This window comes from Nonomuraea rhizosphaerae (assembly GCF_019396405.1).
Taxonomy (GTDB): domain Bacteria; phylum Actinomycetota; class Actinomycetes; order Streptosporangiales; family Streptosporangiaceae; genus Nonomuraea; species Nonomuraea rhizosphaerae.
Genome location: NZ_JAHKRL010000274.1, coordinates 1 through 22822 on the forward strand (window position 1 = coordinate 1; position 22822 = coordinate 22822).

Annotated in this window: 18 protein-coding genes and 1 pseudogene; 7 read left to right on the plus strand and 12 right to left on the minus strand. The window is 70.0% G+C overall.

The annotated features are described in order from the left end of the window. Positions 1-29: 29 nt before the first annotated feature. On the plus strand, positions 30-173 hold the full coding sequence (locus KME77_RS30495) for a hypothetical protein (RefSeq protein ID WP_219466745.1): 144 nt from the start codon (positions 30-32) through the stop codon (positions 171-173). On the opposite strand, the gene KME77_RS13650 is transcribed toward KME77_RS30495, so the two are convergent. Then, entirely contained in the window at positions 146-664 is a 519-nt protein-coding gene (locus KME77_RS13650; RefSeq protein ID WP_219466687.1) for a MarR family winged helix-turn-helix transcriptional regulator, read from the minus strand. The two genes, KME77_RS30495 and KME77_RS13650, sit on opposite strands and share 28 nt — an antisense overlap. A gap of 53 nt (positions 665-717) precedes the next feature. Here KME77_RS13650 and KME77_RS13655 point away from each other — a divergent pair, with 53 nt between their 5' ends. After that, on the plus strand, positions 718-1626 hold the full coding sequence (locus KME77_RS13655) for an EamA family transporter (RefSeq protein WP_219466689.1): 909 nt from the start codon (positions 718-720) through the stop codon (positions 1624-1626). A gap of 11 nt (positions 1627-1637) precedes the next feature. Continuing rightward, a complete protein-coding gene (locus tag KME77_RS13660) occupies positions 1638-2345 on the plus strand; it encodes an NAD(P)-dependent oxidoreductase (protein WP_219466690.1) in 708 nt (235 codons plus the stop codon). A 68-nt stretch (positions 2346-2413) separates the two neighbouring features. On the opposite strand, the gene KME77_RS13665 is transcribed toward KME77_RS13660, so the two are convergent. The 7 genes from KME77_RS13665 to KME77_RS30290 all read right to left on the minus strand — a co-directional run bounded on the left by KME77_RS13665 (position 2414) and on the right by KME77_RS30290 (position 10685). Further along, complete coding sequence (locus tag KME77_RS13665) at positions 2414-2749, minus strand: hypothetical protein (RefSeq protein ID WP_219466692.1); 336 nt, start codon at positions 2747-2749, stop codon at positions 2414-2416. 12 nt (positions 2750-2761) lie between these two features. Beyond that, positions 2762-3535, minus strand: a complete 774-nt coding sequence (locus KME77_RS13670; RefSeq protein ID WP_219466694.1) for a helix-turn-helix transcriptional regulator — start codon at positions 3533-3535, stop codon at positions 2762-2764. 416 nt (positions 3536-3951) lie between these two features. After that, on the minus strand, positions 3952-4377 hold the full coding sequence (locus KME77_RS29285; protein ID WP_246609715.1) for a cytotoxic translational repressor of toxin-antitoxin stability system: 426 nt from the start codon (positions 4375-4377) through the stop codon (positions 3952-3954). Next, entirely contained in the window at positions 4374-4790 is a 417-nt protein-coding gene (locus tag KME77_RS13680; RefSeq protein ID WP_219466696.1) for a RelB antitoxin-like protein, read from the minus strand. Before KME77_RS13680 ends, KME77_RS29285 begins: the two co-directional genes overlap by 4 nt. Before the next feature lie 209 nt (positions 4791-4999). Beyond that, on the minus strand, positions 5000-9112 hold the full coding sequence (locus KME77_RS13685; RefSeq protein WP_219466699.1) for a vitamin B12-dependent ribonucleotide reductase: 4113 nt from the start codon (positions 9110-9112) through the stop codon (positions 5000-5002). Continuing rightward, positions 9109-9564, minus strand: coding sequence for a transcriptional regulator NrdR (gene nrdR / locus KME77_RS13690; RefSeq protein WP_219466714.1), 456 nt, complete (start codon positions 9562-9564; stop codon positions 9109-9111). Before nrdR ends, KME77_RS13685 begins: the two co-directional genes overlap by 4 nt. A gap of 602 nt (positions 9565-10166) precedes the next feature. Next, complete coding sequence (locus KME77_RS30290; RefSeq protein ID WP_219466716.1) at positions 10167-10685, minus strand: LysM peptidoglycan-binding domain-containing protein; 519 nt, start codon at positions 10683-10685, stop codon at positions 10167-10169. Between the two features lie 1281 nt (positions 10686-11966). Between KME77_RS30290 and lexA the strand changes: the two genes are divergently transcribed. Both lexA and KME77_RS13705 read left to right on the plus strand, forming a co-directional pair. After that, positions 11967-12674 carry a transcriptional repressor LexA gene (gene lexA / locus KME77_RS13700; RefSeq protein ID WP_219466717.1) on the plus strand — a complete coding sequence of 236 codons (708 nt, stop codon included), beginning with the start codon at positions 11967-11969 and terminating at the stop codon, positions 12672-12674. A 592-nt stretch (positions 12675-13266) separates the two neighbouring features. Beyond that, entirely contained in the window at positions 13267-14298 is a 1032-nt protein-coding gene (locus KME77_RS13705; protein ID WP_219466732.1) for a MalY/PatB family protein, read from the plus strand. Here the strand turns inward: KME77_RS13705 and KME77_RS13710 are convergent. Together KME77_RS13710 and KME77_RS13715 are read right to left on the minus strand one after the other, a co-directional pair. Then, positions 14288-14572: a hypothetical protein gene (locus tag KME77_RS13710; RefSeq protein ID WP_219466733.1), complete on the minus strand. Its 285-nt coding sequence runs from the start codon at positions 14570-14572 to the stop codon at positions 14288-14290. The genes KME77_RS13705 and KME77_RS13710 overlap by 11 nt on opposite strands. A gap of 84 nt (positions 14573-14656) precedes the next feature. Further along, complete coding sequence (locus tag KME77_RS13715) at positions 14657-17890, minus strand: S41 family peptidase (RefSeq protein ID WP_308250693.1); 3234 nt, start codon at positions 17888-17890, stop codon at positions 14657-14659. A gap of 162 nt (positions 17891-18052) precedes the next feature. Here KME77_RS13715 and KME77_RS13720 point away from each other — a divergent pair, with 162 nt between their 5' ends. Together KME77_RS13720 and KME77_RS13725 are read left to right on the plus strand one after the other, a co-directional pair. After that, on the plus strand, positions 18053-18469 hold the full coding sequence (locus KME77_RS13720) for a hypothetical protein (RefSeq protein WP_219466740.1): 417 nt from the start codon (positions 18053-18055) through the stop codon (positions 18467-18469). A gap of 49 nt (positions 18470-18518) precedes the next feature. Further along, positions 18519-19484, plus strand: a complete 966-nt coding sequence (locus KME77_RS13725; RefSeq protein WP_219466742.1) for a TIGR03557 family F420-dependent LLM class oxidoreductase — start codon at positions 18519-18521, stop codon at positions 19482-19484. 6 nt (positions 19485-19490) lie between these two features. Here the strand turns inward: KME77_RS13725 and leuS are convergent, their stop codons facing one another. Together leuS and KME77_RS13735 are read right to left on the minus strand one after the other, a co-directional pair. Then, on the minus strand, positions 19491-21938 hold the full coding sequence (gene leuS / locus KME77_RS13730) for a leucine--tRNA ligase (RefSeq protein ID WP_372451172.1): 2448 nt from the start codon (positions 21936-21938) through the stop codon (positions 19491-19493). A 279-nt stretch (positions 21939-22217) separates the two neighbouring features. After that, a pseudogene (locus tag KME77_RS13735) lies at positions 22218-22822 on the minus strand (hypothetical protein); the annotation flags it as partial.

Consider the following 22822-nt stretch of genomic DNA (forward strand, 5'->3'; position numbering starts at 1 on the left):
GTGGGGGGGAGGCGCCCCCCCCCGCCGACCTGGGCGAGTGCGATGTCGAGGTGGCGGGGACGGCGTCGGACCTCATGCTGTTCCTGTGGCGGCGTCTCCCGGCCGGACGGCTCGGCGTGCGCGGCGACCGGGAGGTGCTCGACCGTTACTTCACGCTCGTGCCGCCGGTCTGATCGCTCTTCCCGTCCCCCAGGGACTCCAGGAGGTCGCGCAGGTCGTTCGCGAGCGACTCCCTGCGCTCCTCGGTGAGCGCCGCGAGCAGGCGGTGCTCGGTCTCCACGTGGTCGGGGAGCGCGCGGTCGATCAGCGCGCGCCCCTCGGCGGTGAGCGCCACGTGCACAACGCGCTTGTCGCTCTCGCTGGGCGTGCGGGTCACCAGGCCGCGCCCCTGGAGCCGGTCGAGCCGCTGGGTGACCGCGCCCGAGGTGATCATGGCCGCCTGCATGAGCTCGGCCGCCGTCAGCGCCCTGCCGCTGCGGCGCAGCGTGGCGAGCACGTCGAACGACGCCCGGTCGAGCCCGTGCGCCCCGAACGTGCGCTCCAGCTCCGCGCTGATCAGCCGCGTCAGCCGCGACAGCCGCCCGATCACGGCCATCGGCGACACGTCCAGGTCGGGACGCTCCTTGGCCCACTGCTCCAGAATCCGGTCCACGTGATCCGTCACACAATCATCTTAGCGGTGAGACAAATACCTTAGTGCTGAGATATATTGTCTTAGTGCTAAGAAATCGACTGTCCCTGATCCTCGTGACCGCGCTGACCCCCGCCATCTGGGGGACCACCTACCTGGTCACCACCGAACTGCTGCCACCCGGCCGCCCGCTCCTCGCCGCGGTCGTACGCGCCCTGCCCGCCGGACTGTTGCTGCTGCTCATCACCCGCCACCTGCCGCGCGGCGTGTGGTGGTGGCGGTCACTGGTGCTGGGGGCGCTCAACATCGGAGCGTTCAACGCGTTGCTGTTCATCGGCGCGTACCGCCTGCCCGGCGGCGTCGCGGCGACGATCGGCGCGGTGCAGCCCCTCCTCGTCGCGGGCCTGTCGTCCGGGCTGCTCGGCGAACGGCTGACCCCGCGCACGATCATCGCCGCCGTCGCCGGAGTGATCGGGGTGAGCCTGCTCGTCCTGCGGGCCGACGCCCGCCTGGACGCCGCCGGCATCGCCGCCGCCCTCGGCGGGGCCGCCGTCATGGCGACCGGAGTCGTCCTCAGCAAGCGCTGGACCTCGCCAGCGCCCCTGCTGGCGACGACCGGCTGGCAGCTCGTGGCCGGCGGCGTGCTGCTGGCGCCCGTGGCACTGCTCGTCGAAGGCCCGCCGCCCGCCGTCCTGACCTCTTCCAACCTGCTCGGGTACGCCTACCTCACGATCATCGGCTCGGCCATCGCGTACGCGCTGTGGTTCCGCGGGATCCGCGAGCTGTCGCCCACGCACGTGACGTTCCTGGGACTGCTCAGCCCGCTGGTCGCCACGACGCTGGGGTGGCTGGCGCTCGGGCAGTCGCTGACCCTGGCGCAGGGGGCGGGCGCGGTCGTCGTGCTGGCCGCCCTGGTCACGGCCCAGCTCAAGCCCCGCACTCCCCGTCCTCCCCGTCCTGTCCGTCCTGTCCGTTCGCCCGCTCTCGTCCGCTGAGGAGATCCGTCATGCGCATCACTGTTTTCGGAGCTGCCGGAGGGGTGGGCAGCCGGGTCGTCGCGGAGGCGCTGTCCCGCGGCCACAACGTCACCGCCGTCGCCCGCTCCCCGCGCCCCGGCTATGTGCGCGGCTCCGTGGGCGGCCCCGCAGCCGACCTCGGGGCTGGCCTTGGGGCTGGCCTTGAGGGTGGCCTTGAGGGTGGCCTTGCGGGGGGCCTTGTCGTCGGGAACGCCACCCACGTCGAGGACGTCGCCAGGCTCAGCGCCGGCCAGGACCTCGTGATCAGCGCCACCCGCCCGCCGGACGGCAGCGAACAGGACCTGGTCACCACCGCCAAGGCGCTGCTGGCGGGCACCCGGACCCGGCTGCTGCTCGTCGGCGGCGCCGGCGGCCTGACCGTTCCCGGCACCGGCGGACGCACCGTGCTGGACGACCCGCGCTACATGCTGCCCGCGTACCGGAAGATCGCGCTGGCCTGCGACGACCAGCTCGCCGCCTGCCGCGCGGCGGCCGAGGGCGTGGACTGGACGTACCTGAGCCCGCCCGCCACCCTGGCGCCCGGCGAGCGCACCGGCCGCTACCGGCTGGGCGCCGACGAACTGCTCGTGGACGACGGCGGCAGGTCGCACATCTCGACGGAGGACCTGGCGGTGGCGCTGATCGACGAGGCCGAGCGCCCCCGGCACCACCGCACCCGCTTCACGGTCGCGTACTGACCCGCCCCTGCCCACCGGCGACCGATCGCCGCCGGGCCGGCGATCGGCTCGGCCACCCGACAGAGGCGTCAGCCCAGCCAGAGGCCGTTGCGGCGATGCCGTGCGGGGACGACGTCGACGTCATCCGCCGCCTCCAGAGCGAGCCGCCCGGCGGCCGTGGCGTTGACCCTCTGCCGGATCGTCCCCAGCGTCAGCCGTAGCCGCTGCCGGGCCTGCCGCTCTTCGCCGGCCGCCCACCGGGACACCCACCGGTCGCGGGAGTTGACCCTCGCCCACATGTACACGGCGACCGTACGGCGGATCGGCGTCGGCTCCGGTCTGCGTCCCGTCCGTCGGCCCTTCCGCAGGGACGCGGCGCTGTACCGCAGGTCGAAGACGGTCACCACCCGCCAAGGGACACCCACGGACCGCACCATTCACCCCGCTCTCGTGAGGAGCCGCGTGGTCTCGGCGTCGGCCGGGAAGTACGCCTCCACCACGACCCCGTCGAGCGCGATGTCGAACGCCGCCCCGAACGTCGTGATCGTACTGAAGAAGCGAAGCTCGTCCCCCTGGTGGAGGATGCGCACGGGCAGCGCGATGTCGGCGGGATCGGGCGGCCCCGGCTGCTCCCCGCCGACCCCGTACGACAGCAGCTCCTCGTACAGGGCGCTGAGCTGCGGATCCCCCGTACGGGCGGCCTGCCTGGCCAGGCGCGGCAGCAGGTACGCCCGGACCTGCCCCAGATTGCGGACGCGCGACGCGAACCCGTCGGGGTGCAGGCCGAGCCGCATCATGTTCACCGGCGGCTTCAGGAGGGCGGGGGCCACGTCGTCGAGGAAGACGTTCACGGCGTCGTTGGCCAGCATCAGGTTCCAGCAGCGGTCCAGGGCCAGGGCCGGGTAGGGCTCGTGGCCGCGCAGGATCTGCTGGAGCGCCTCGTACGCCCTGCACAGTTCGGGATCCCCGGCCGGACGCCCGGGATAGATGGGCGCGTGACCGGCGGCGATCAGGAGCTGGTTGCGCACGTGCACAGGCACGCCGAGGTGCTCCGACAGCCGCAGCACCATGGGGCGGCTGGGCACGCTCCGGCCGGTCTCGACGGAGCTGACGTGCCGCGCCGACACCGCGGCCCGGTCGGCGAGGCCGGCCTGGGTGAGGCCGCGCCGGTGGCGCCAGCCGCGCAGCAGTTCCCCGACCGGCTGCTCCATCGTCACCGTCCGCTGTCGTGCCCGCCGATGCTGCGACCAACGAGACCACGGAACGACGTTCGCCCGCAACCGCCCCGCCCCTGATCCAAGATCGGCAGGCCCGAAAGAACCGTTGCCCCAGGCCCATAACGTCACGGGACAGGGACGGCACGCCCTCCCGCCAGCCCGTAGCCGCAGGCCACCCACGCCGGACCGGCATGTCGGCGATCAGCGCGCCTGCGGCGCAATTGCCGGCCCGCCGAGCGGGCGCGACACGGCACGGCGTGCCACACCGGACGGCGCGCGAAACCGAACGGCGTGCCACACCGCACGGCCCGGAGCGCGCGTGAAGGGGGCCGGAGTGACGTCCGGCCCCCTTCAGGCGATCACAGTACTGGGGCAGGGCACCTATTCGAGAGAGGCGGTATTCCTCAGGATCAGACCCCGTCGATCCAGTACTTCTGGAGTCGCGCGATGGCCTCCTCCTTGCTCATCCCCGCCACGGTCGTCTCGTCAAGATTCACCCTGGAGATCAACATGAACACGAGGTCTGCGGGCAGGGCCTCCGATGGCAACTCGGGGGCTCCGCGATCGGGTCTCACCTCGTTCTGAACGCACGCCCAGAAGGTCGCCTCGTCCACCTGAAGCTGATCGCGGAGAATATGACTCCAAATACCCGGGCCGTAGGTGCTTCGGTCGACCGGATGAGAGATCCGGGTTCTCAGAATTCCGCCATCGGCAAGATCCAGCTCGTAGGTGACATGGTGCGTCCCCGTTCCTCCCCGGGCATTCCGCACCTGACGCCAGCCCTCGATCCGACAGAAGCGGTCGTGATGCTCACGGGCAGGCTGGGGCCAGCTCACCGGCCCTTTCCTACCAGCCATTCGCGCAGTTGCTCGTCATCACTGAGGCTGATCAACTGCACAAGCCCCCAGTTCTCGCGGTGGTTCGGCGCGTCGAGCAGGCGGCTCTGCCAATCCTCCGCGTACTCACGCAGGCCCTCGATCATCTCTGCGATGGCTTGATCAAAGGTCGCACCGTCCGCGGCGACAGGTAGCCCCGGAATGAAAACCGACCAGCCGCCGGCTTCAGGAAGCACCTGTGCTCGAGAGGGAGTGACCACCGCGAGGTAGTGCCGGAGTCTTTCAACATCCACGAAGGCGGTCACGGCCGACTCACGACGCACCGTTGCCACGCGACCTCTCTCGGCCGCATCCAAAAGCGCCTTGAGATGTGCGCGAGCTTCTGTATAGCTGTCGAAGTGAACAGCGGTCACGACGAAACCTCCCAGCGAAGCACACCTCCACGGTGCCATGTCACCTTAGGTACGTCAAGTACGTCGCGTACTGATCGTCCAACCGCACCGCCAACCGTCGGTTGCGTCAAGCGCAACAACTGGCACCAGATTTTGTGAACGGGGGCGTCGGCATGTCTCCGACGCCCCTTTGCCGAGCAGGCATTTCACATCTAGCTGGAGCCTGAAATTCAGCTGCAGCCGCTGGTGGAGCCGCAGCCCTCGCAGACGTAGCAGCTTCCCGCGGGCCGCATCTTCGTGCCGCACGTCATGCAGAGCGGCGCGTCGGCGGTGAAGCGCTGGTGGCTCTCCAGCGTCAGCTCCCTGGCCACCGGCTCGGCCTTGGGCTCCTCCTGGACCGCCTCTATGGGCGCCGACTGCGCGAGCGCCTCGCGGTCGACCGTCTCCTGGAGCGCCGCCGGGTCCTCGCCGCGCTGCTGCGCCGCGCGCTCGGCCGCCGAGAAGATGCCCAGGGCCGCCCGCTCGTCGTACGGGAGGTGGTCGAGGGCCAGCCTGCGGAAGATGTAGTCCATCACCGAGGTGGCCATCCGGATGTCGGGGTCGTCCGTCATCCCGGCCGGCTCGAAGCGCATGTTGACGAACTTGCTCATGTACGTCTCGAGCGGCACGCCGTACTGGAGCCCTATCGAGATCGCCACCGAGAAGGCGTCCATGACGCCCGCCAGCGTCGAGCCCTGCTTGGACATCTTCAGGAAGACCTCGCCGAGCCCGTCGTCGGGGTAGGACGAGGCGGTCATGTAGCCCTTGGCGCCGCCGACCGTGAAGCGGGTGGTCGTGCTCGGGCGCTGGTTGGGCATCCGGCGCCGGGTGGGCCGGTTGACCTCGATGACCCGCACCTCGGGCTCGGCCGCGGCGACAGCGGCGACCTCGGTCTCCTTCTTGCCTCCGGCGGACAGCGGCTGGCCGACCTTGCAGTTGTCGCGGTACACGGCCAGAGCCTTGAGGCCGAGCCGCCAGCCCTCCAGGTACACCTGCTCGATGTCGTCGATCGTGGCCGACTCGGGCAGGTTGACGGTCTTGGAGATCGCGCCGGACAGGAACGGCTGCGCCGCCGCCATCATCCGCACGTGCCCCATCGGGGCGATGGCCCGCTCGCCCATCGCGCAGTCGAACACCTCGTAGTGCTCCGTGCGCAGGCCGGGGGCGTCGACGACGTGGCCGTGCTCGGCGATGTACTCGACGATGGCCTCGATCTGCTCCTGCTGGTAGCCGAGCTGCTTGAGCGCGCGCGGGATCGTCTGGTTGACGATCTGCATCGATCCGCCGCCGACGAGCTTCTTGAACTTGACCAGCGCCAGGTCGGGCTCGATGCCGGTGGTGTCGCAGTCCATCATCAGGCCGATGGTGTTGTGACTGACCATGCCGTTCGCGACGTACGTGACGTTGTCGGGAACCGACAGATCATAGGTAGGTTGGACGCCGCCGTCCTCGTTCGCCACGACGGTCTCGAAGGCGTAGTTCAGGGCGTGTGCCAGCCGATCGTCTCGCTTCTCCTCGAACAGCCGGCTCGCGGCCATCCGGGGCACTCCGCCGGTCTTGCGCAGCGACTGCAGGATCGCGTCACGAGCCGCGTGTCCCACGGGGACGAGCTGCTCCCAGACCTCACGCGGCAGGAAGACGTGATCCTTCTTGCCGGAGCGGTTCGGCTCGGCGAACGCGAGCGACCTGGCCTTGCGCTCGCCGAGGAAGCCGACGATCTCGTCATGGGCCAGCGCCTGATCGATGTTCCTCAGCCGCACCTGGTGGATGTCGCTGCCGAGCCCGCTGACCGTCGTCCTGGTGGTGGCGATGAGGCCCAGGGAGAGGAGCAGGGTGCGGATCTCGCCCGCGAACGACTCCGAAGCGGTGCTGAGACTGGGCACTCCGTCGATCACCGTGCCGTCGGCCTCGAACAGGCCGCGCAGGAAGGCCGCGTAGACGACCGGGTCGTTGGCCTCAAGAATCGCCGAAGGGATCCGCGGGGTCCAGCCCTTGCCGGAGTGGTCGGTTCCGGGCAGTTCCTTGGCGAAGCCCGACGCCTCCCACCAACGTGCCAGGCGTACGGACTGCAGGGTTACCTCGTGGTAGCCCTCTCGCTGCGTGACGACCGGCTCCAGGTTGAACAGCGACTTGGAAACGACCCGCAGCCGCTCCACGACGTCAAGGTCCGCGTCCGCGACACAGAGCCTGATGCCCTTGCTGTGCAGGCTGCCGCCCCCCATGAAGTAGCCCACCAGCTCGGCGAGCTCTTCGGAGACGGCGCCGGGCACCCTGACGTTGCGATCATCGGTGTAGTACGCCTGGTCCAGCACGGGAAGCGGCACCTCGCGCGGCTCCCCGACCAGGGTCCGCAGCTGCATCGGCACCACATCGCCCTCGGACAGGTCGGCCATGCGCTTCCAGACCCACGCACCGGTGGCCTGCTCCACGACCTTCACCCGGTGGGTGAGAGTGCCCTGGATCCGATAACCGCCCGCAGTCCTGATCGAACGCGTCGGCTCCTCACCGTTGACGAAGAACTTCGTCGCCCGGCGTGGCCCCTCGTCCGTGGAGACCGTGAGGTCCAGGTCCTGCCAGCGGTCGCCGTACACGTCGGCGATCTCCGACAGCCGGATGAGACCACGGTCGGTGGTGATCAGAGTCTCACCGGTAAGACAACCGGTGGGCGCGAGCAGGCTGGCCTGGGCGTTGCGGTAGCCGTTCTTCTCGCCGACCTTGAGGCACTCCGACCACTGGCGGGACGCCTCGTTGTGGATCTTGGCGTCCATGGCGCCGACCGTGCGCAGGTCGTCGTTGGCCGCGGCGTGCTTGCGCATGATCCGCTTGTGCGGCTCGGCGTTGCGGGCGTAACCCTCGTACGGGCCCACGACGCCGGCCAGCTCGGCGCTGCGACGGTAGGACACACCGGTCATCAGGGACGTGATCGCCCCGGCCACGGCCCGGCCGCCGTCGGAGTCGTAGGCGTGGCCGGTGGCCATGAGCAGCGCGCCGAGGTTGGCGTAGCCGATGCCGAGCTGACGGTAGGCGCGGGTGGTCTCGCCGATCTTCTCGGTGGGGAAGTCGGCGAACGTGATCGACACGTCCATCGCCGTAATGATCAGCTCAGTCAATTTCACGAAATTGGCGACATCGAAAGAGTTGTCGTCCTTGAGGAACTTAAGGAGATTGATCGAGGCGAGATTGCAGGACGAGTTGTCCAGGTGCACATATTCCGAACACGGATTGGACGCCGTGATGCGCCCGGTTTCCGGGGTGGTGTGCCAATCATTGATCGTGTCGTCGTACTGGACGCCGGGGTCGGCGCACTCCCAGGCCGCCTTGGCCATCTTGCGGAACAGCTCGCGCGAGTCGATCTTCTCGATCACCTCGCCGCTGAGGCGGGCGCGCAGCGCGAAGTCGCCGCCGTCCTCGACCGCGCGCATGAACTCGTCGGAGACGCGCACCGAGTTGTTGGCGTTCTGGTACTGGACGCTGACGATGTCCTTGCCGCCGAGGTCCATGTCGAACCCGGCGTCGCGCAGCGCGCGTACCTTGTCCTCCTCGCGGGCCTTGGTCTCGATGAACTCCTCGATGTCGGGGTGATCGACGTCGAGCACGACCATCTTGGCCGCCCGCCGCGTCGCGCCGCCGGACTTGATCGTCCCGGCGCTGGCGTCGGCGCCGCGCATGAAGCTCACCGGACCGCTGGCGGTGCCGCCGCTGGACAGCAGCTCCTTGGAGGAGCGGATGCGGGACAGGTTGACCCCCGAGCCCGAGCCGCCCTTGAAGATCACGCCCTCTTCCTTGTACCAGTCGAGGATCGACTCCATGGTGTCGTCGACGGCCAGGATGAAGCAGGCCGACACCTGCTGCGGGCTCGCGGTGCCCACGTTGAACCAGACCGGCGAGTTGAACGCGAACACCTGGTGCGCCAGCGCGTGCTTCAGCTCGTGGTCGAAGATCTCGGCGTCCTCGTCGCTGGCGAAGTAGCCGTTCTCCACCGCGGTCCTCGTGTAGACCCCGACGACGCGGTCCACGAGCTGCTTCAGGCTCCACTCCCGCTGAGGGGTGCCGACGGCGCCGCGGAAGTACTTGGTCGTCACGATGTTCGCGGCGTTGACCGACCAGAACGTGGGGAACTCGACCCCCCGCTGCTCGAAGTTGATCGAGCCGTCCCTCCAGTTGGTCATGACGACGTCGCGGCGCTCCCACTCGATCTCGTCATATGGGTGCACGCCGGGCTTGGTGAAGATGCGCTTCATCTTCAGCCCCTTACGCGGACGCTTACCTCCGCGCGCGACTGAACCGCTGGCCGTCTCCGTCATGACTCCCCCTTCTCCGCCTTCAACTGTTCGATCTCGGCCTCGAAGTCCGCCAGGCTCTCGAAACCGCGATATACCGATGCGAACCGCAGGTAGGCCACCTCGTCCAACTCCCGCAGCGGACCCAGGATCGCCAGCCCCACCTCGTTGGAGGGGATCTCGGCCGCACCCTTGGCCCGGATGGCCTCCTCGACCCGCTGCCCGAGCTGGGCCAGCGAATCCTCGCTCACCGGCCTGCCCTGGCAGGCCCTCCGCACGCCCGCGACGACCTTGTCGCGCGAGAACGGCTCCGTCACTCCGCTGCGCTTGCTCACCATCAGCAGTACGGTCTCCTGCGTGGTGAACCTTCGCCCGCATTCCGGACAGGTACGGCGGCGCCGGATGGCCGCGCCGTCCTCGGTGGAGCGGCTGTCGATGACCCTCGTGTCAGGATGACGACAGAACGGACAGTGCACGCTTCCCGCCCTCCCAGCCCACGCGGCCACCACAGGCGTAAAGCTCTTGCGTGCGTACGCTCGCGCACGCACCATGACTCGTCATGATGCGGTCACGGAAACACAAGGTGTGGTGAACTACATCGGTGCAACTACTAGATGTTGTGGTCCAACCGTAGAAGCGCGCGACCATGAACGCAAGTTGGCCGAGGGGTTCGCGTCGAAGTCGCTGATCAGCGCGACGACATCCGACTTGTCCCGGGCGTGTCGCGACTGGGAGGGCTCGGGCGTCACTTCGGTTGGCGGCTCTCACGTGGGTGAACACGACTCACAGGCGTCTGTGGTGGCACGTGGGTGGTCGCACACCTCGACACCCACCGTTTCGGTCGGCGGACGCTGCCTGGAACCCCAGCTCGCCGCGACCGTAATAGGCCTCGTCGGCTGGTGACGTTCAGCTTCCGGCTTCCGGCTTCCGGCTCGCGGCTTTCGAGCGGCGGCAGGCACCACAGGCGCCCGTCCGTGCTTGTCGAAGGCAAGGGGGCATGGACAGGGGACGCGAGGACTGTGGAGCGCGAGCGCGCTCGCGGGCTCGGCGGAGAGCGCGGGCGCCGACTTGGTGATCCCTACGGGAGGGCGCGGGCGCTCGGCAGGTACAGGCGGGTTCCGGGACGGATGAGCGAGTCGGGCAGGCCGTTCAGCCGCCTGATCTCGTTCGCCACCGCGGCCGGGTCGCCGTCGTCGGAGGCCATCGCGTCGGCGATCTTCCACAACGTGTCGCCCTCATGGACCGTCACCCACGGCAAGCCCGCGTGGCTCGGAGCCGGAGGCGCCTCGGCCGCCTGCCCGGCCGCGCGGGTGCCCAGCCAGAAGCCGCCCAGGGACAGCAGCGCCATGGCCATCACCAGCACCGCCCGGCCCCTGCGGGTCAGGCGCACGGGAGGGTTGCGGTGCGGCTGCCGTGTCGCGCGCGCCCGCCGCCTGGTCAGCCGGGTCTTCTCGGCCGACGGAACAGTCTTCCTGCGAGGGCGGCGCATGTACAGGCCGCCCCTTTCCCTCCCCCTCAGGCTCCCTTCCCGCGTCTTGACCTCGGTCTCCTGCTCGGCGACGCCCGCCTCACGTCCGCCCGCGTCGCAACCGCTCACCTCACGACCGCTTGTCTCGCGGCCACTCACCCCACGCCCGCTCGCCTCACGACCACCTGCTTCACGCCCGCCCGATTCACGCCCGATCGTCTCGCGGCCATTCCGCTCGCGAGCGTGGCCGCCCGCGCCTCGGGGCCGCCTCTCCCCCGGCCGCCCGGGGCGCACCGACTCTTCGCCTTCCTCCGTACGTCCGTACGCGCTGGGAGGCCGTACTCCCCCAGGCGACGTCGGCGTGTCGTCAACGTCAGGACGCGGCGGAGGCACCAGCCACAGCATCGGCCGCCCCTGGGCCTCCGCCCTGCGGCGGGCAGCCCCCGCACGGGACACCCCACCGCCGGCGCGCCCGCCGGAGGCACGCCCACCGGCAACCCGGTCACCACCAGTACGCCCACCAACGCCCCGCTCACCACCAGTACGCTCGCCGGCGACGCGCTCACCGGCGGCACGCCGACCAGTGGTCCGCTCGTCACCGGCGTGCCCACCGGGAGCCCGTTCGGCACCGGCACGCTCACCGGCGGCGCCATGCTCCCCGCCGGCCCGGACACCGCCCGCGGGACGCCCGCCGTCCGCGTGCGGACGCCTGCCCGCCCGCTCGGAGCCGTCCTCACCTCTCGAACTACCAGAACGTCCGCCATTTCCACGCGGACGCCCCTCCGGGCGCTCGGGACGCTCAGGGCCGTCCCCGCGTCCGCTCCCGGGCCTATCCTCTCCCCCGCCGTGACGGACATCCTCACCGTCAGGCCGGGTCACGCCCGCTCCGCCACGACGGCGATGTCCACCGGCCCCCGCCCAACGATCACCAGAACACCGATCCTCACCAGAGTCAGCACCACGATCACCGGGACGGCCGGAACCGGCCCTCCGATCACGGATACGGGACCCGGGAGCCTCGCGTTCGAAACTGGGCCGATCAACGGGATCGCCGCCCCCGCGCCCCTCATCGCCCTTGTTGCCGGGCCTGTCCCTGCGGGTCGCGTCCGCGACCAGCATGAGCCGCTTGACGTCGTCGCTGGTGGCATCTGTGATTGTGGTCGCTCGCATGATTGACCTCCCACGCCGTCCCGGCCCGAAAAAAAGACCCAATAAAGATCGGCAAATCGAACACGGTGTCGATCGAACTCCCGTACGATGTTCTACACCACGCTGCCGACAATTTCGAGGAAGACTCGAACAATTGTTTGAAGATGATCTTCAACAGCGATACGGTCGCTGTGTGCGACATGAAGACCACGGATCGGGAGAACCGCCGGTGGGGCGGCCCGCCGGGCGAGGAGGCAGAGCATGAGCGATCGGGATGACGCCAACGGGGTCAGTGACCTCGCGGTGCGTCGGCGTGACTCCCTGGGCCTGACGCCCAGGCAACGCAAGATTCTCGAGGTGATCCGAGACTCCGTGCAACAGCGCGGATACCCGCCGTCCATGCGTGAGATCGGCGAGGCCGTGCAACTGACCAGCACGTCCAGCGTGTCGCATCAGCTGACGGCGTTGCAGCGCAAGGGCTACCTGAGACGCGACCCGCACCGGCCGCGCGCTCTTGAGGTGCGCCTGCCCGGCGAGCCGGTCCTCTGGGTCGACCCCGACGCCAACGACTCCGAGCCCACCGTGAACAGGCCCACGGCCGCCTATGTCCCCCTTGTCGGTCGCATCGCCGCCGGTGGCCCGATCCTCGCCGAGGAGAGCGTCGAGGACGTCTTCGCTCTGCCCAAGCAGTTGGTCGGCGAAGGCACCCTGTTCCTCCTGCAGGTCGCCGGTGACTCGATGATCGAGGCCGCCATCGCCGACGGCGACTGGGTCGTCGTGCGCCAGCAGCCGGTCGCCGAGAGTGGCGACATCGTGGCCGCCATGATCGACGGCGAGGCGACGGTCAAGACGTTCAAGCGCAAGGACGGCCACGTCTGGCTGGTCCCGCACAACCCCAACTACGACCCGATCCCCGGCGACGAGGCCAGCGTCCTGGGCAAGGTCGTAGCGGTCCTGCGCCGCCTCTGACAGCACCCGCAGGCCGGCTCAGCAACACCGCGGCCGTCGGCCGCTCATGAGGTATGTCGTAGGCCCGCCCCTGCGTCATGCCCTCCGCCCCTCCGGGGTACGGCAAGCGCTCCGTTTGCCGTACCCGCTCATAGGAGAGGGCGTTTTGGCGTGCGCGGAGAAGCGAGGGGCCGCATTCGCGTGAACCGCCGATCTTGTGAGCCGCCGCTCTCGTAGCCCCCGCTTTTGTAGCCCCCGCTTTTGTAGCCCGCCGATCTTGTAAGCCGCGCTTTGTGGCCCGCCGCTTTGTAGCCCGCCGCCGCCACGCTCCGCCTCCACGGTCCGCCCCCGAGCACCCATCAAGTTGTCGCCCCAAGTTGTCGCCCCCTGCCGCGCACGTCCGTAGCGACCCGTCGCTCTCGAACACCCAGCGACCCCGACACGGGCAGGCCGTCTCCGCGCGTCACCCGCAGGTTCCTGAGGGTCGCGGTATTGGGGTTTCTACAATGACCACGTGACCGACACAAAGCGGGCAAAGGACTTAAAGGCAACACACGACGGATTCAAATGGGCCAAAGCTGGCCCTGGTGTCATCCCGGCCTGGATCGCCGACATGGACCTCCCCACCGCCCCGGAAGTCGTCAACGCCCTGCGACACCGCGCCCAAGGCGACCTCGGCTACCCCACCTGGCTGGACAGCCCGCACTGCGCTCCCCTGGCGGAGGCGTTCGCCGAGCGGATGGCCACGCGCTACGCCTGGCAGCCCGTCCCGGAGCACGTGCGCAGCTACTCGGACATCAACCAGGCCCTCCAGGTGCTGCTGCACGTCTGGACCCGTCCCGGTGAGGGCGTCGCGGTGCACACGCCGGCCTACCCGCCGTTCCTCGGCACGCTGGAGACCATGGAGCGGCCGCTCCACCCCATTCAGATGGTGCCGGACGGCGCCTCGTGGCGGCCGGAGCTGCCCGACCTCACGGGCTGCCGGGTGTTGCTGCTGGTCAACCCGCACAACCCCACGGGGCGGGTCTTCACCCGAAAGGAGCTGGAGGAGCTGGCCGAGGTCGCCGAGCGGCACGACCTGCTGGTGATCTCCGACGAGATCCACGCGGACCTGGTGTTCGCGCCGCACCGGCACGTCTCGTTCGCCGGCATCCTGCCCGAGCGGACCGTCACGCTGACCTCCGCCACCAAGGCCTTCAACCTGGGCGGCATCCGCTGCTGCGTCGCGCACATCGGCTCGCCCGAGATGCGGAAGGCGCTGGATGAGATGCCGCCGTTCGTGTTCGGGTCGCCGAACCTGTTCGGGGTCGAGGCGACGGTGGCGGCCTGGCGGCACGGGGACGCCTGGCTGGAGCGGACCGTCGCCCTGCTCGACCGCAACCGCAAGGCGATCGCCGACGGCCTGCCCAGCGACGTCACCTACCGCGTCCCGGAGGCCACCTACCTGGCGTGGCTCGACTACGGGCGGCCCGGGGTGCAGGAGGAGCTCGTACGCGACGCCAAGGTCCTGCTGAGCGACGGCGCCACGTTCGGGCCCGGCGGGGCGAACTTCGTGCGGCTGAACTTCGCCACCACCGAGCCGATACTGGAGGAGATTCTGCGGCGGCTGAGGGGGGACCACGCGCCGGAGGAGGTTACTTACTGACTGCGGCGAGGATGGCGGTCAGCTGGCCGTCCATCTTGTCGAGTCTCCCGTCCATCTTGTCGAGTCTCGCATTTACCGTGTCGAACTGCGCGTCCACCTCAGCGAACTTTGTGTCCATCCTCGTGGTCAGGCGTGTCTCCACGTCACGCAGATCCTCACGAAGAGCGTTGATCATGGTCGCGTTCGCGCGCTGGGTGATCGTGATGTCCTCGCGCGTCGCGAGCTCGATGCCCTGCACGATAAAGGGGGGTGCCTGGCACTGCGGGTCGTTCATGACACAAAGCGTACTGGAGCGCTGTGTAACGGCGTGCGCCCGGAGAGCGACGCACGCCGTAGATCTCCCCCAGGGGAGTGGATTTCACCCCCGGAGAGGCGGCAGCTCCGGCGGCGTCGCGGCGGGCCGTTCCTCCAGGGCGGCCAGTGCCAGTTCGACCGCCTTCTCCAGCTGCGGGTCCCGTCCCGCGACCCGGTCCTGCGGGGTGATCTCCACCTCGATGTCGGGGTCCACGCCGTAGTTCTCCACCCCCCATCCCGGCCCCTCCAGCCAGAACGAGTAGCGCGGCTGTGTGACGACCGTGCCGTCGACCAGCGCGTACCGCGAGTCGATGCCGATGACGCCGCCCCATGTCCGCATGCCGACCAGCGGCCCGATGCCGCGGTTCTTGATGCCGGCGCTGACGATGTCACCGTCGGAGCCGGCGAACTCGTCCGTGACGGCCACGATGGGGCCGCGCGGGGAGTCCTCGGGATAGCGGGTCGGCTCGTAGCCGCGGGCATGCGCCCAGCCGGAGACCTTGCGGGACAGCTTCTCCAGGACGAGCTCGGAGGTGTGCCCGCCGCCGTTCTCGCGCACGTCCACGACCAGGCCCTCGCGGGCCATCTCCGTACGCAGGTCGCGGTGGAACTGGGCCCACCCGGAGGCGACCATGTCGGGAACGTGCAGGTAGCCGACCCGTCCCTCCGACAGCGAGTGGACGAAGGCGCGCCGGCCCTCGACCCAGTCGTGGTAGCGCAGCTGCGTCTCGTCGGGGACGGGCGTGACCACCACCCGGCGGGTCTCGCCGCCGGACGCGGGGCGCACGGTCAGCTCGATGGGCTGGCCGGCCGTGCCGGCCAGGGACGCCAGCGGCCCGCGTACGGGATCGACGGGACGGCCACCGACGGCGATGATCGCGTCGCCCTCGCGCACGGCGACGCCCGGGGCGAGGAGCGGCGAGCGGGCGTCGTGGTCGGACGACTCGCCGGGCAGGATGCGGGTGACCCGCCACACGCCGTCGGGGTCGCGGTCGAGGTCGGCGCCGAGCAGGCCCTGGCGGCGGCGCTTGTCGAAGGGGGCGCCGCTGGGCCGCGCGTACGCGTGTGACGTGCCGAGCTCGCCCTGCACCTCCCAGAGCAGGTCGATGAGCTCGGAGTAGGCGCCGATCCGCTCGACGAGCGGGGCGTAGCGGTCGAGGGCGCCCTGCCAGTCGACGCCGTTCATGTCCGCGCGCCAGAAGTGGTCGCGCATCAGGCGTCCGGCCTCGGCGTAGCTCTGCTGCCACTCGGCGACCGGGTCGATCTTGACGGTGACCCGGTCGAGGTCGATGGTGACGACCTCCTCCGACTCCTGCGCGGTGCGGGTCTGCAGGCCGTTCTTGCCGTTGAGGACGAGCCTGGTGCCGTCGCCGCTGACCTCGAAGGCGCGCAGCTCCTTGCCCAGCTCCGCCTTGCAGCGTTTCTTGAGGTCGTAGCGTTCCAGGACGATCTCGGCCGAGGACTCGGTGCCGTCACCGAGCTGCCCGGCGACCGGGTAGCGCAGCCAGAGCAGCGCGTCCTTGGCAGTGCGCAGGTTGCCGTAGCGGGCGGCGGGCACGGGCACCGGCACCACGCGGGAGGCCAGCCCCTCGGGGTCCACCTCGGTGCGCGGCGGCTCGTCGTCCTTCCGCTTGTCCGAGGACTTGGCGCCCTCGTCGGAGGAGGAAGAGGAGGACGAGGAGGAGGACTTGTCGTCCTCGCCGTTGAAGCCGCGGCCCTGGAGGCTCGGGTCGAAGGGCGAGGGGGTGGTCGCCTGGAGCGGCACGATGTACGGCCGGCAGCCCACCGGGAACGACAGGTCGAAGACGTGCGCGTCGTAGATCGGGTCGAACGTGCGGACCGACAGGAACGCCAGGTGCTTGCCGTCCTTGGTGAACACCGGGTCGTAGTCGGCGAACCGCAGCGGCGTCACGTCGATGACCGAGGTCCCGTCGAGGCGTCCCATCTTGATCTGCGACAGCGGCTCGTGGTGCGGGTGCTCCCAGGCCAGCCAGGCGGAGTCCGGCGAGAAGGTCAGCCCGCTGATGTCGCCGTGCGTGGTGCGGTCCAGCTCGCGGATGGTGCCGGACTCGAGGTTGACGGTCAGCAGCCGCCCGTCGTGCGTGGCGACGGCCGCGTGCTTGCCGTCGGGTGAGGCGGCGAGCCGGAGCACCCGGCCGAGCTCACCGGCGGCCAGGGTGCGGATCTCGCCGCCGGGGACGCCGATCTCCAGGCCGTCCTCGCCGGTGGCGTCCGACACCCAGATGGCCCGCCCGTCGGCGTCGAGGGTGCGCGGCAGCCGTACCCGGACCCCGGGCTCCACCCGCAGCGCGCCCGCGGGCCCGTCGCGGTGGGTCACCCAGTGGGCGGTGCCGCGGATCTCGACCGCGCTGGCGCGGCCCGTCTCGTCCGGCGAGAACCCGCCGACGCGCGTGGGCACCGGCCGCGGCGCGCGAGCCGGGCGCGGGCCGCCGAGCTTGATCTCCAGCCGGCGCGGCTCGGCGTCGAGGCCGTCCGTCAGCCACAGGTCGCCGGCGTGGCTGTAGATCACCCGCTGGCCGTCGGTGGCCGCCTGCCGGGCGTAGAACTCCTCGTGCGAGGTGTGCTTGCGCAGGTCGGAGCCGTCGGGCAGGGAGGAGTACAGGTTGCCGACGCCGTCGGTGTCGGCCAGGAACACGATGCGCTCGCCCACCCACATGACCGACCAGTGCTGCGCGGGGTTGTCGGCGAACAGCCTGGTGAACTCGCCGTCCCCCTCGGCGTCGACCCAGATCTTGCCCGCGGTGCCGCCCCGGTAGCGCTTCCACTGCGACGGCTCGCGCCATACGGGCGACACGGTCGCGACCCGCTCCCGGCCGCCCGCGCTCTTGCCGCCCTTGCGGCCCGCGCCCTTCCCGGCCGCGTCCTTCCCGGCCGTGCTCTTCCCAGTCGTGCCTTTGCCCGCCCCACCCGGGCTGACGACGGCCTCGCTGACCCACCCGTACGGCAGCCGTACGGCCGGCCCGCCGTCGAGCGGGACCGCGTACGCCCAGGTCCGCGTACGGGAGCTCGCGCCCGTGGCGCTGATGGCGAGGACGTCGCCGCCGGGGCTCCACCCGCACGCGCGGGTCGTCCAGTTCCCCCAGTGGGTCAGCCGTTCGCCCTCGGGCCCGTCGACCTCGGCCGCGAACACCTCGGGCGCCCACTCGCGATGGCTGGTCCAGGCGATGCGCGCGCCGTCGGGCGAGAAGCGGGGGTAGGAGACGGGGGTGCGGTCAGCGGTGAACCTCCAGGCACGCCCGCCCTCCACGGGCGCCAGCCAGACATCATCGTCGGCCACGAAGGTGACCAGGTCACCATGCACATGCGGATATCTCAGGTATGCGCCAGTTGTCACAGCTGCACACTAATGCGCGTCCCTGAAGACTTGGTCAAGTCAGGCTACTGCCGCCGGGGATGGGCAGGGGGCGGTTCCACGTCTCTGTGGACCTGTGGAGGAACGATGAGGATCTTCGCTCGCGCCCACCAGCTGCCGACCCGGATGGCGGCGGGCGCGTTCATCCTGAACTCCGGCCTGTCCAAGGCCGAGGCCGACAAGGAGACGGCGACCGGTGTGCACGGCATGGCGAGCACGGCCTTCCCGTTCCTGCGCGAGCAGGATCCGGAGGCGTTCGTGCGGCTGCTGTCGAAGGCGGAGATCGCCGTCGGGGTCGCGCTGCTGGTCCCGTTCGTGCCGTCGTTGCTGGCGGGAGCCGCGCTGACCGCCTTCGCGGGCGGGCTGATCGGCCTGTACGTCAAGACGCCGGGCCTGCGCCAGGAGGGCAGCCTGCGGCCGTCGCCCCAGGGCATCGCCATCGCCAAGGACGTCTGGCTGCTGGGCATCGGGCTCGGCCTGGTGGTGGAGGAGCTAGGGGAATGATCTCCCCTTTTCAGCCACTAAGCACGACATCTCCGGGTAGCCGCACATCATGGCAGACTTCGGCTACACCCTGATGTGCGAGCAGACCCCGGCCCTGCAGCTCGTGGACGACGCGGTCACCGCCGAGCGGGCGGGGTTCGACTACGCGGTCATCTCCGACCACTACTTCCCGTGGGTGGAGGAGCAGGGCCACGCGCCGTACGCGTGGTCGGTGCTGGGCGCGGTGGCCAACGCCACCGAGCGGCTGCCGCTCATGACGTACGTGACGTGCCCGATGATGCGCTACCACCCGGCCGTCGTCGCGCAGAAGGCCGCCACGATGGGGGTGCTCAGCAAGGGCCGCTTCACGCTGGGCCTGGGCGCCGGCGAGAACCTCAACGAGCACGTCATCGGCGAGGGCTGGCCGTCGGCGGACACGCGGCACCGGATGTTCCGCGAGGCCGTGCACGTGATCAAGGAGCTGTTCGGCGGCGACTACCTGACCTACCAGGGCGAGTTCTACGACGTGGACTCGGCCAAGCTGTACGACCTGCCGGAGCGGCAGGTGCCGATCGGGATCGCCGCCTCGGGCACCCGCTCGGCCGACATCGCGGCCGAGTTCGGCGACGTGCTGGTGATCAACGAGCCGATGCCCGAGGTGGTCGAGCGGTTCAGGTCCAAGGGAGGCGAGGGCAAGCCGGTGTACGGGCAGCTCGCCATCGCCTACGACACCGACGCCGAGGCGGCCAAGGAGCGGGCCCACCGGCTGTGGCGCTGGTCGGCGGCCGGCTGGAAGGTCATGGCCGAGCTGCCGGGGCCGGTGAACTTCGCGGCGTACGCCGAGTTCGTCCGCCCCGACGACGTGGCCGGGAGCGTGCCGTGCGGCGACGACGTGGACGCGGTGGTCGAGGCGGTCAGGAAGTACACCGACGCCGGGTACACGCACGTGGCGCTGGTGCAGGTCGGGCACGACCAGCAGCAGCCCTTCTTCGGCTGGGCCGAGAAGGAACTGCTGCCGGCGCTGCGCCGCCTCTGAGAACGCTCAGGGAACGATGTTGACCAGCTTCGGCGCCCGTACGATCACCTTGCGCGGCTCGCCCGACAGGTAGGCGGCCACCTTGTCCGACCCCAGGGCCAGCGCCCTCAGCTCGGGCTCGGTGATCGACGGCGGGACCTCCAGCCGGTCGCGGACCTTGCCGGCCACCTGGACGACGCACGTCACCGACTCCTGCACCAGCAGCTCCGGCTCGGCGACCGGCCAGGCGACGCGCGCGATGCCGCCCTCGTGGCCCAGCCGCTCCCAGCCCTCCTCGGCGGTGTACGGGGCGACCAGCGACAGCAGGACGGCCAGCGTCTCGGCCGCCTCGCGCACGGCCGGGTCGGCCGGGCCGGGACCGGAGTCGATGGTCTTGCGGGCCGCCGACGTCAGCTCCATCATGCGCGCCACCGCGACGTTGAACCGCTGCGACTCGACCAGCTTGGTGACCTCGTCGATCGTGTGGTGGGTGACCTTGCGCAGCTCGGTGTCGCCGCCCGCGAACGGCGTGCCGGGCTCGCTGGTCACCTCGCTCATCACGCGCAGCGCGCGCGCCAGGAACTTCTGCGACGCGGCCGGCGAGACGTCGGCCCAGTCGATGTCGTCCTCCGGCGGGCCGGCGAACACCATGGTCAGGCGTACGGCGTCGACGCCGAAGTCGTCGATCTGCTGGCCCAGGTCGACCCCGTTGCCCAGGGACTTCGACATGGCCTTGCCGCCGTTGATCACCTGGCCCTGGTTCATCATGCGCATGAACGGCTCGGTGAAGTCGACCATGCCCATGTCGTGCAGGACCTTGGTGAAGAAGCGCGAGTACAGCAGGTGCAGCACCGCGTGCTCGATGCCGCCGACGTACTGGTCGATCGGGCCCCACTTGCGCACCTGCTCGGGGTCGAACGGACCGTCCTGGTAGCCGGGCGAGGTGTAGCGCAGGAAGTACCAGGACGAGTCGACGAAGGTGTCCATGGTGTCGGTGTCGCGCTGGGCGGGACCGCCGCACTTGGGGCACTCGACGTTGACCCAGTCGGTGGCCGAGGCCAGCGGGGAGACGCCCTTGGGGGCCAGGGCCTCGCCGCGCATGTCAGGCAGCGTGACCGGCAGCTGGTCGTCGGGGACGGGGACCTCGCCGCAGTCGGCGCAGTGGATGATCGGGATCGGCGTGCCCCAGTAGCGCTGGCGGGACAGCAGCCAGTCGCGCAGCCGGAAGTTGACCGCGCCGGTGCCCTTGCCGTCGACCTCCAGGACGTCGATGATCCTGGCGATGGCCTCGGTCTTGGTCAGGCCGTCCAGCGGCCCGGAGTTGACCAGCGTGCCCTCGCCGGGGGTGGCCTCGCCGGTCTCGCCCGGGTCGGCCAGGCCGGTGTGCACGACGACCTTCACCGGCAGCCCGAACTTCAGCGCGAAGTCCAGGTCGCGCTGGTCGTGGGCGGGCACGGCCATGATGGCGCCGTGGCCGTAGTCGGACAGCACGTAGTCGGCCGCCCAGATCTGGATGCGCTCGCCGTTGACCGGGTTGATCGCGTAGCGGCCCAGGAAGACGCCGGTCTTCTCCTTGTCCGTGGCCAGCCGCTCGATGTCGCTCAGCTTGGCGACCTCGGCGCGGTAGGCCTCGAAGGCGGCGCGCTGCTCGTCGGTGACGATCTCGTCGGCCAGCGGGGCGTCCACCGCGACCACGAAGAACGTCGCGCCGAACAGGGTGTCGGGCCGCGTGGTGTAGACGTGGACCGGCTCCTCGCGGCCCTCGATCTCGAACAGCACGTCGGCGCCCTCGGAGCGGCCGATCCAGTTGCGCTGCATGGTCAGCAGGCGCTCGGGCCAGCCGTCCAGCTGGGCCATGTCGTCCAGCAGCCGCTGCGCGTAGTCAGTGATCTTGAAGTACCACTGGGTCAGCTCGCGGCGGATCACGTCGGCGCCGCAGCGCTCGCACTTGCCGGCCACGACCTGCTCGTTGGCCAGCACGGTCTGGTCGTTGGGGCACCAGTTGACCAGCCCGCCCTTGCGGTAGGCCAGGCCGCGCTCGAAGAAGCGGATGAACAGCCACTGGTTCCAGTGGTAGTACTCGGGGTCGCTGGTGTGCAGGCGGCGCGACCAGTCGAAGGAGATGGCGTAGCGCCGGTAGGAGTTGGCCTGCGTCTCGATGTTGCGGTATGTCCACTCTGCGGGGTGCGCGTTCCGCTTGATGGCGGCGTTCTCGGCCGGCAGACCGAAGGAGTCCCAGCCGATCGGGTGCAGGACGTTGTACCCCTTGTGGAACCAGTAGCGCGCGATGACGTCAGCCAGCGCGAACACCTCGCCATGGCCCATGTGGAGGTCACCGGAGGGGTAGCTGAACATGTCCAGCATGTAGCGCCGCTCGCGGGGGTCGTCGGCGTCTTCGCTGGCCCGGAACGGGTCTTGCTCCTCCCATCGCTGCTGCCACTTGGCCTGCAGCGCCTGCGGGTTGTACTCACTCACGGCGGTTGTCCTTCTGGATTGGATCGGACCCATAAGAAAACCCCTCGTGCGCACAACGAGGGGCAGCCGCGACGGCGAGAGGATGTCAGAGCCGTCGCGGCCCGCTAAGAAGCAGGGTCGCGGAACGCATAGGTCAAGCCTAGCGCACGTCTTCGGCGGAATGCCGGTCGTCGATCGAGGCCAGTGGGCACAATGGATCCTTCAGGTCCGGTGAGACCTGATGGTGATCTATCCGTTGTGACCTCATATGTCCCTTTAGATTAACCTCGTCGCCGTGGTCTACCCAGCTGAGCCAGAACGTCCGTACGGCAACCTGCCCATGCAGGACCCGCCGACGGATCCGCACGGCTTCGCTCGTTTGCCTGCGGAACCCCTGGTCTCGCGTGAGATCATGCCGGATGCACTAAATCCGGACAGAACCTCGGGAGGTACGGCAGCAATGGCAACGGAGAATTCCGGAGGTCCACACCTGCCAACGTCCTGGCCCGAGACGCCGCAGCCGGAGGTGCCGACATCCTGGCCCGAGGCGCCTCGCCAGGACTCTTCATGGCAGGACCCGCCGCGATCGTCCTCGCGTGGACGCGGCGGCGCGCAGACGTCCCAGCAGCCGTGGCCGGAGGCGTCGCCGTCGAGCCCGTCGTGGCCGGACGCGTCGCAGCCGAGCCCCGCGTGGCCGGACACCTCGCAGTCGAGCCCTTCATGGCCGGAGCCGTCGCAGTCGAGCCCGTCGTGGCCCGAGCCGACCAAGCCCGCCTCCTCGTGGCCCGACGCCGGGCAGTCGAGCCCCTCTTGGCCGGAGCCGTCGCAGTCGAGCCCGTCGTGGCCCGAGCCGTCGCAGTCGAGCCCGTCGTGGCCGGACCCCCAGTCGGCGTCGTCGTGGCCGG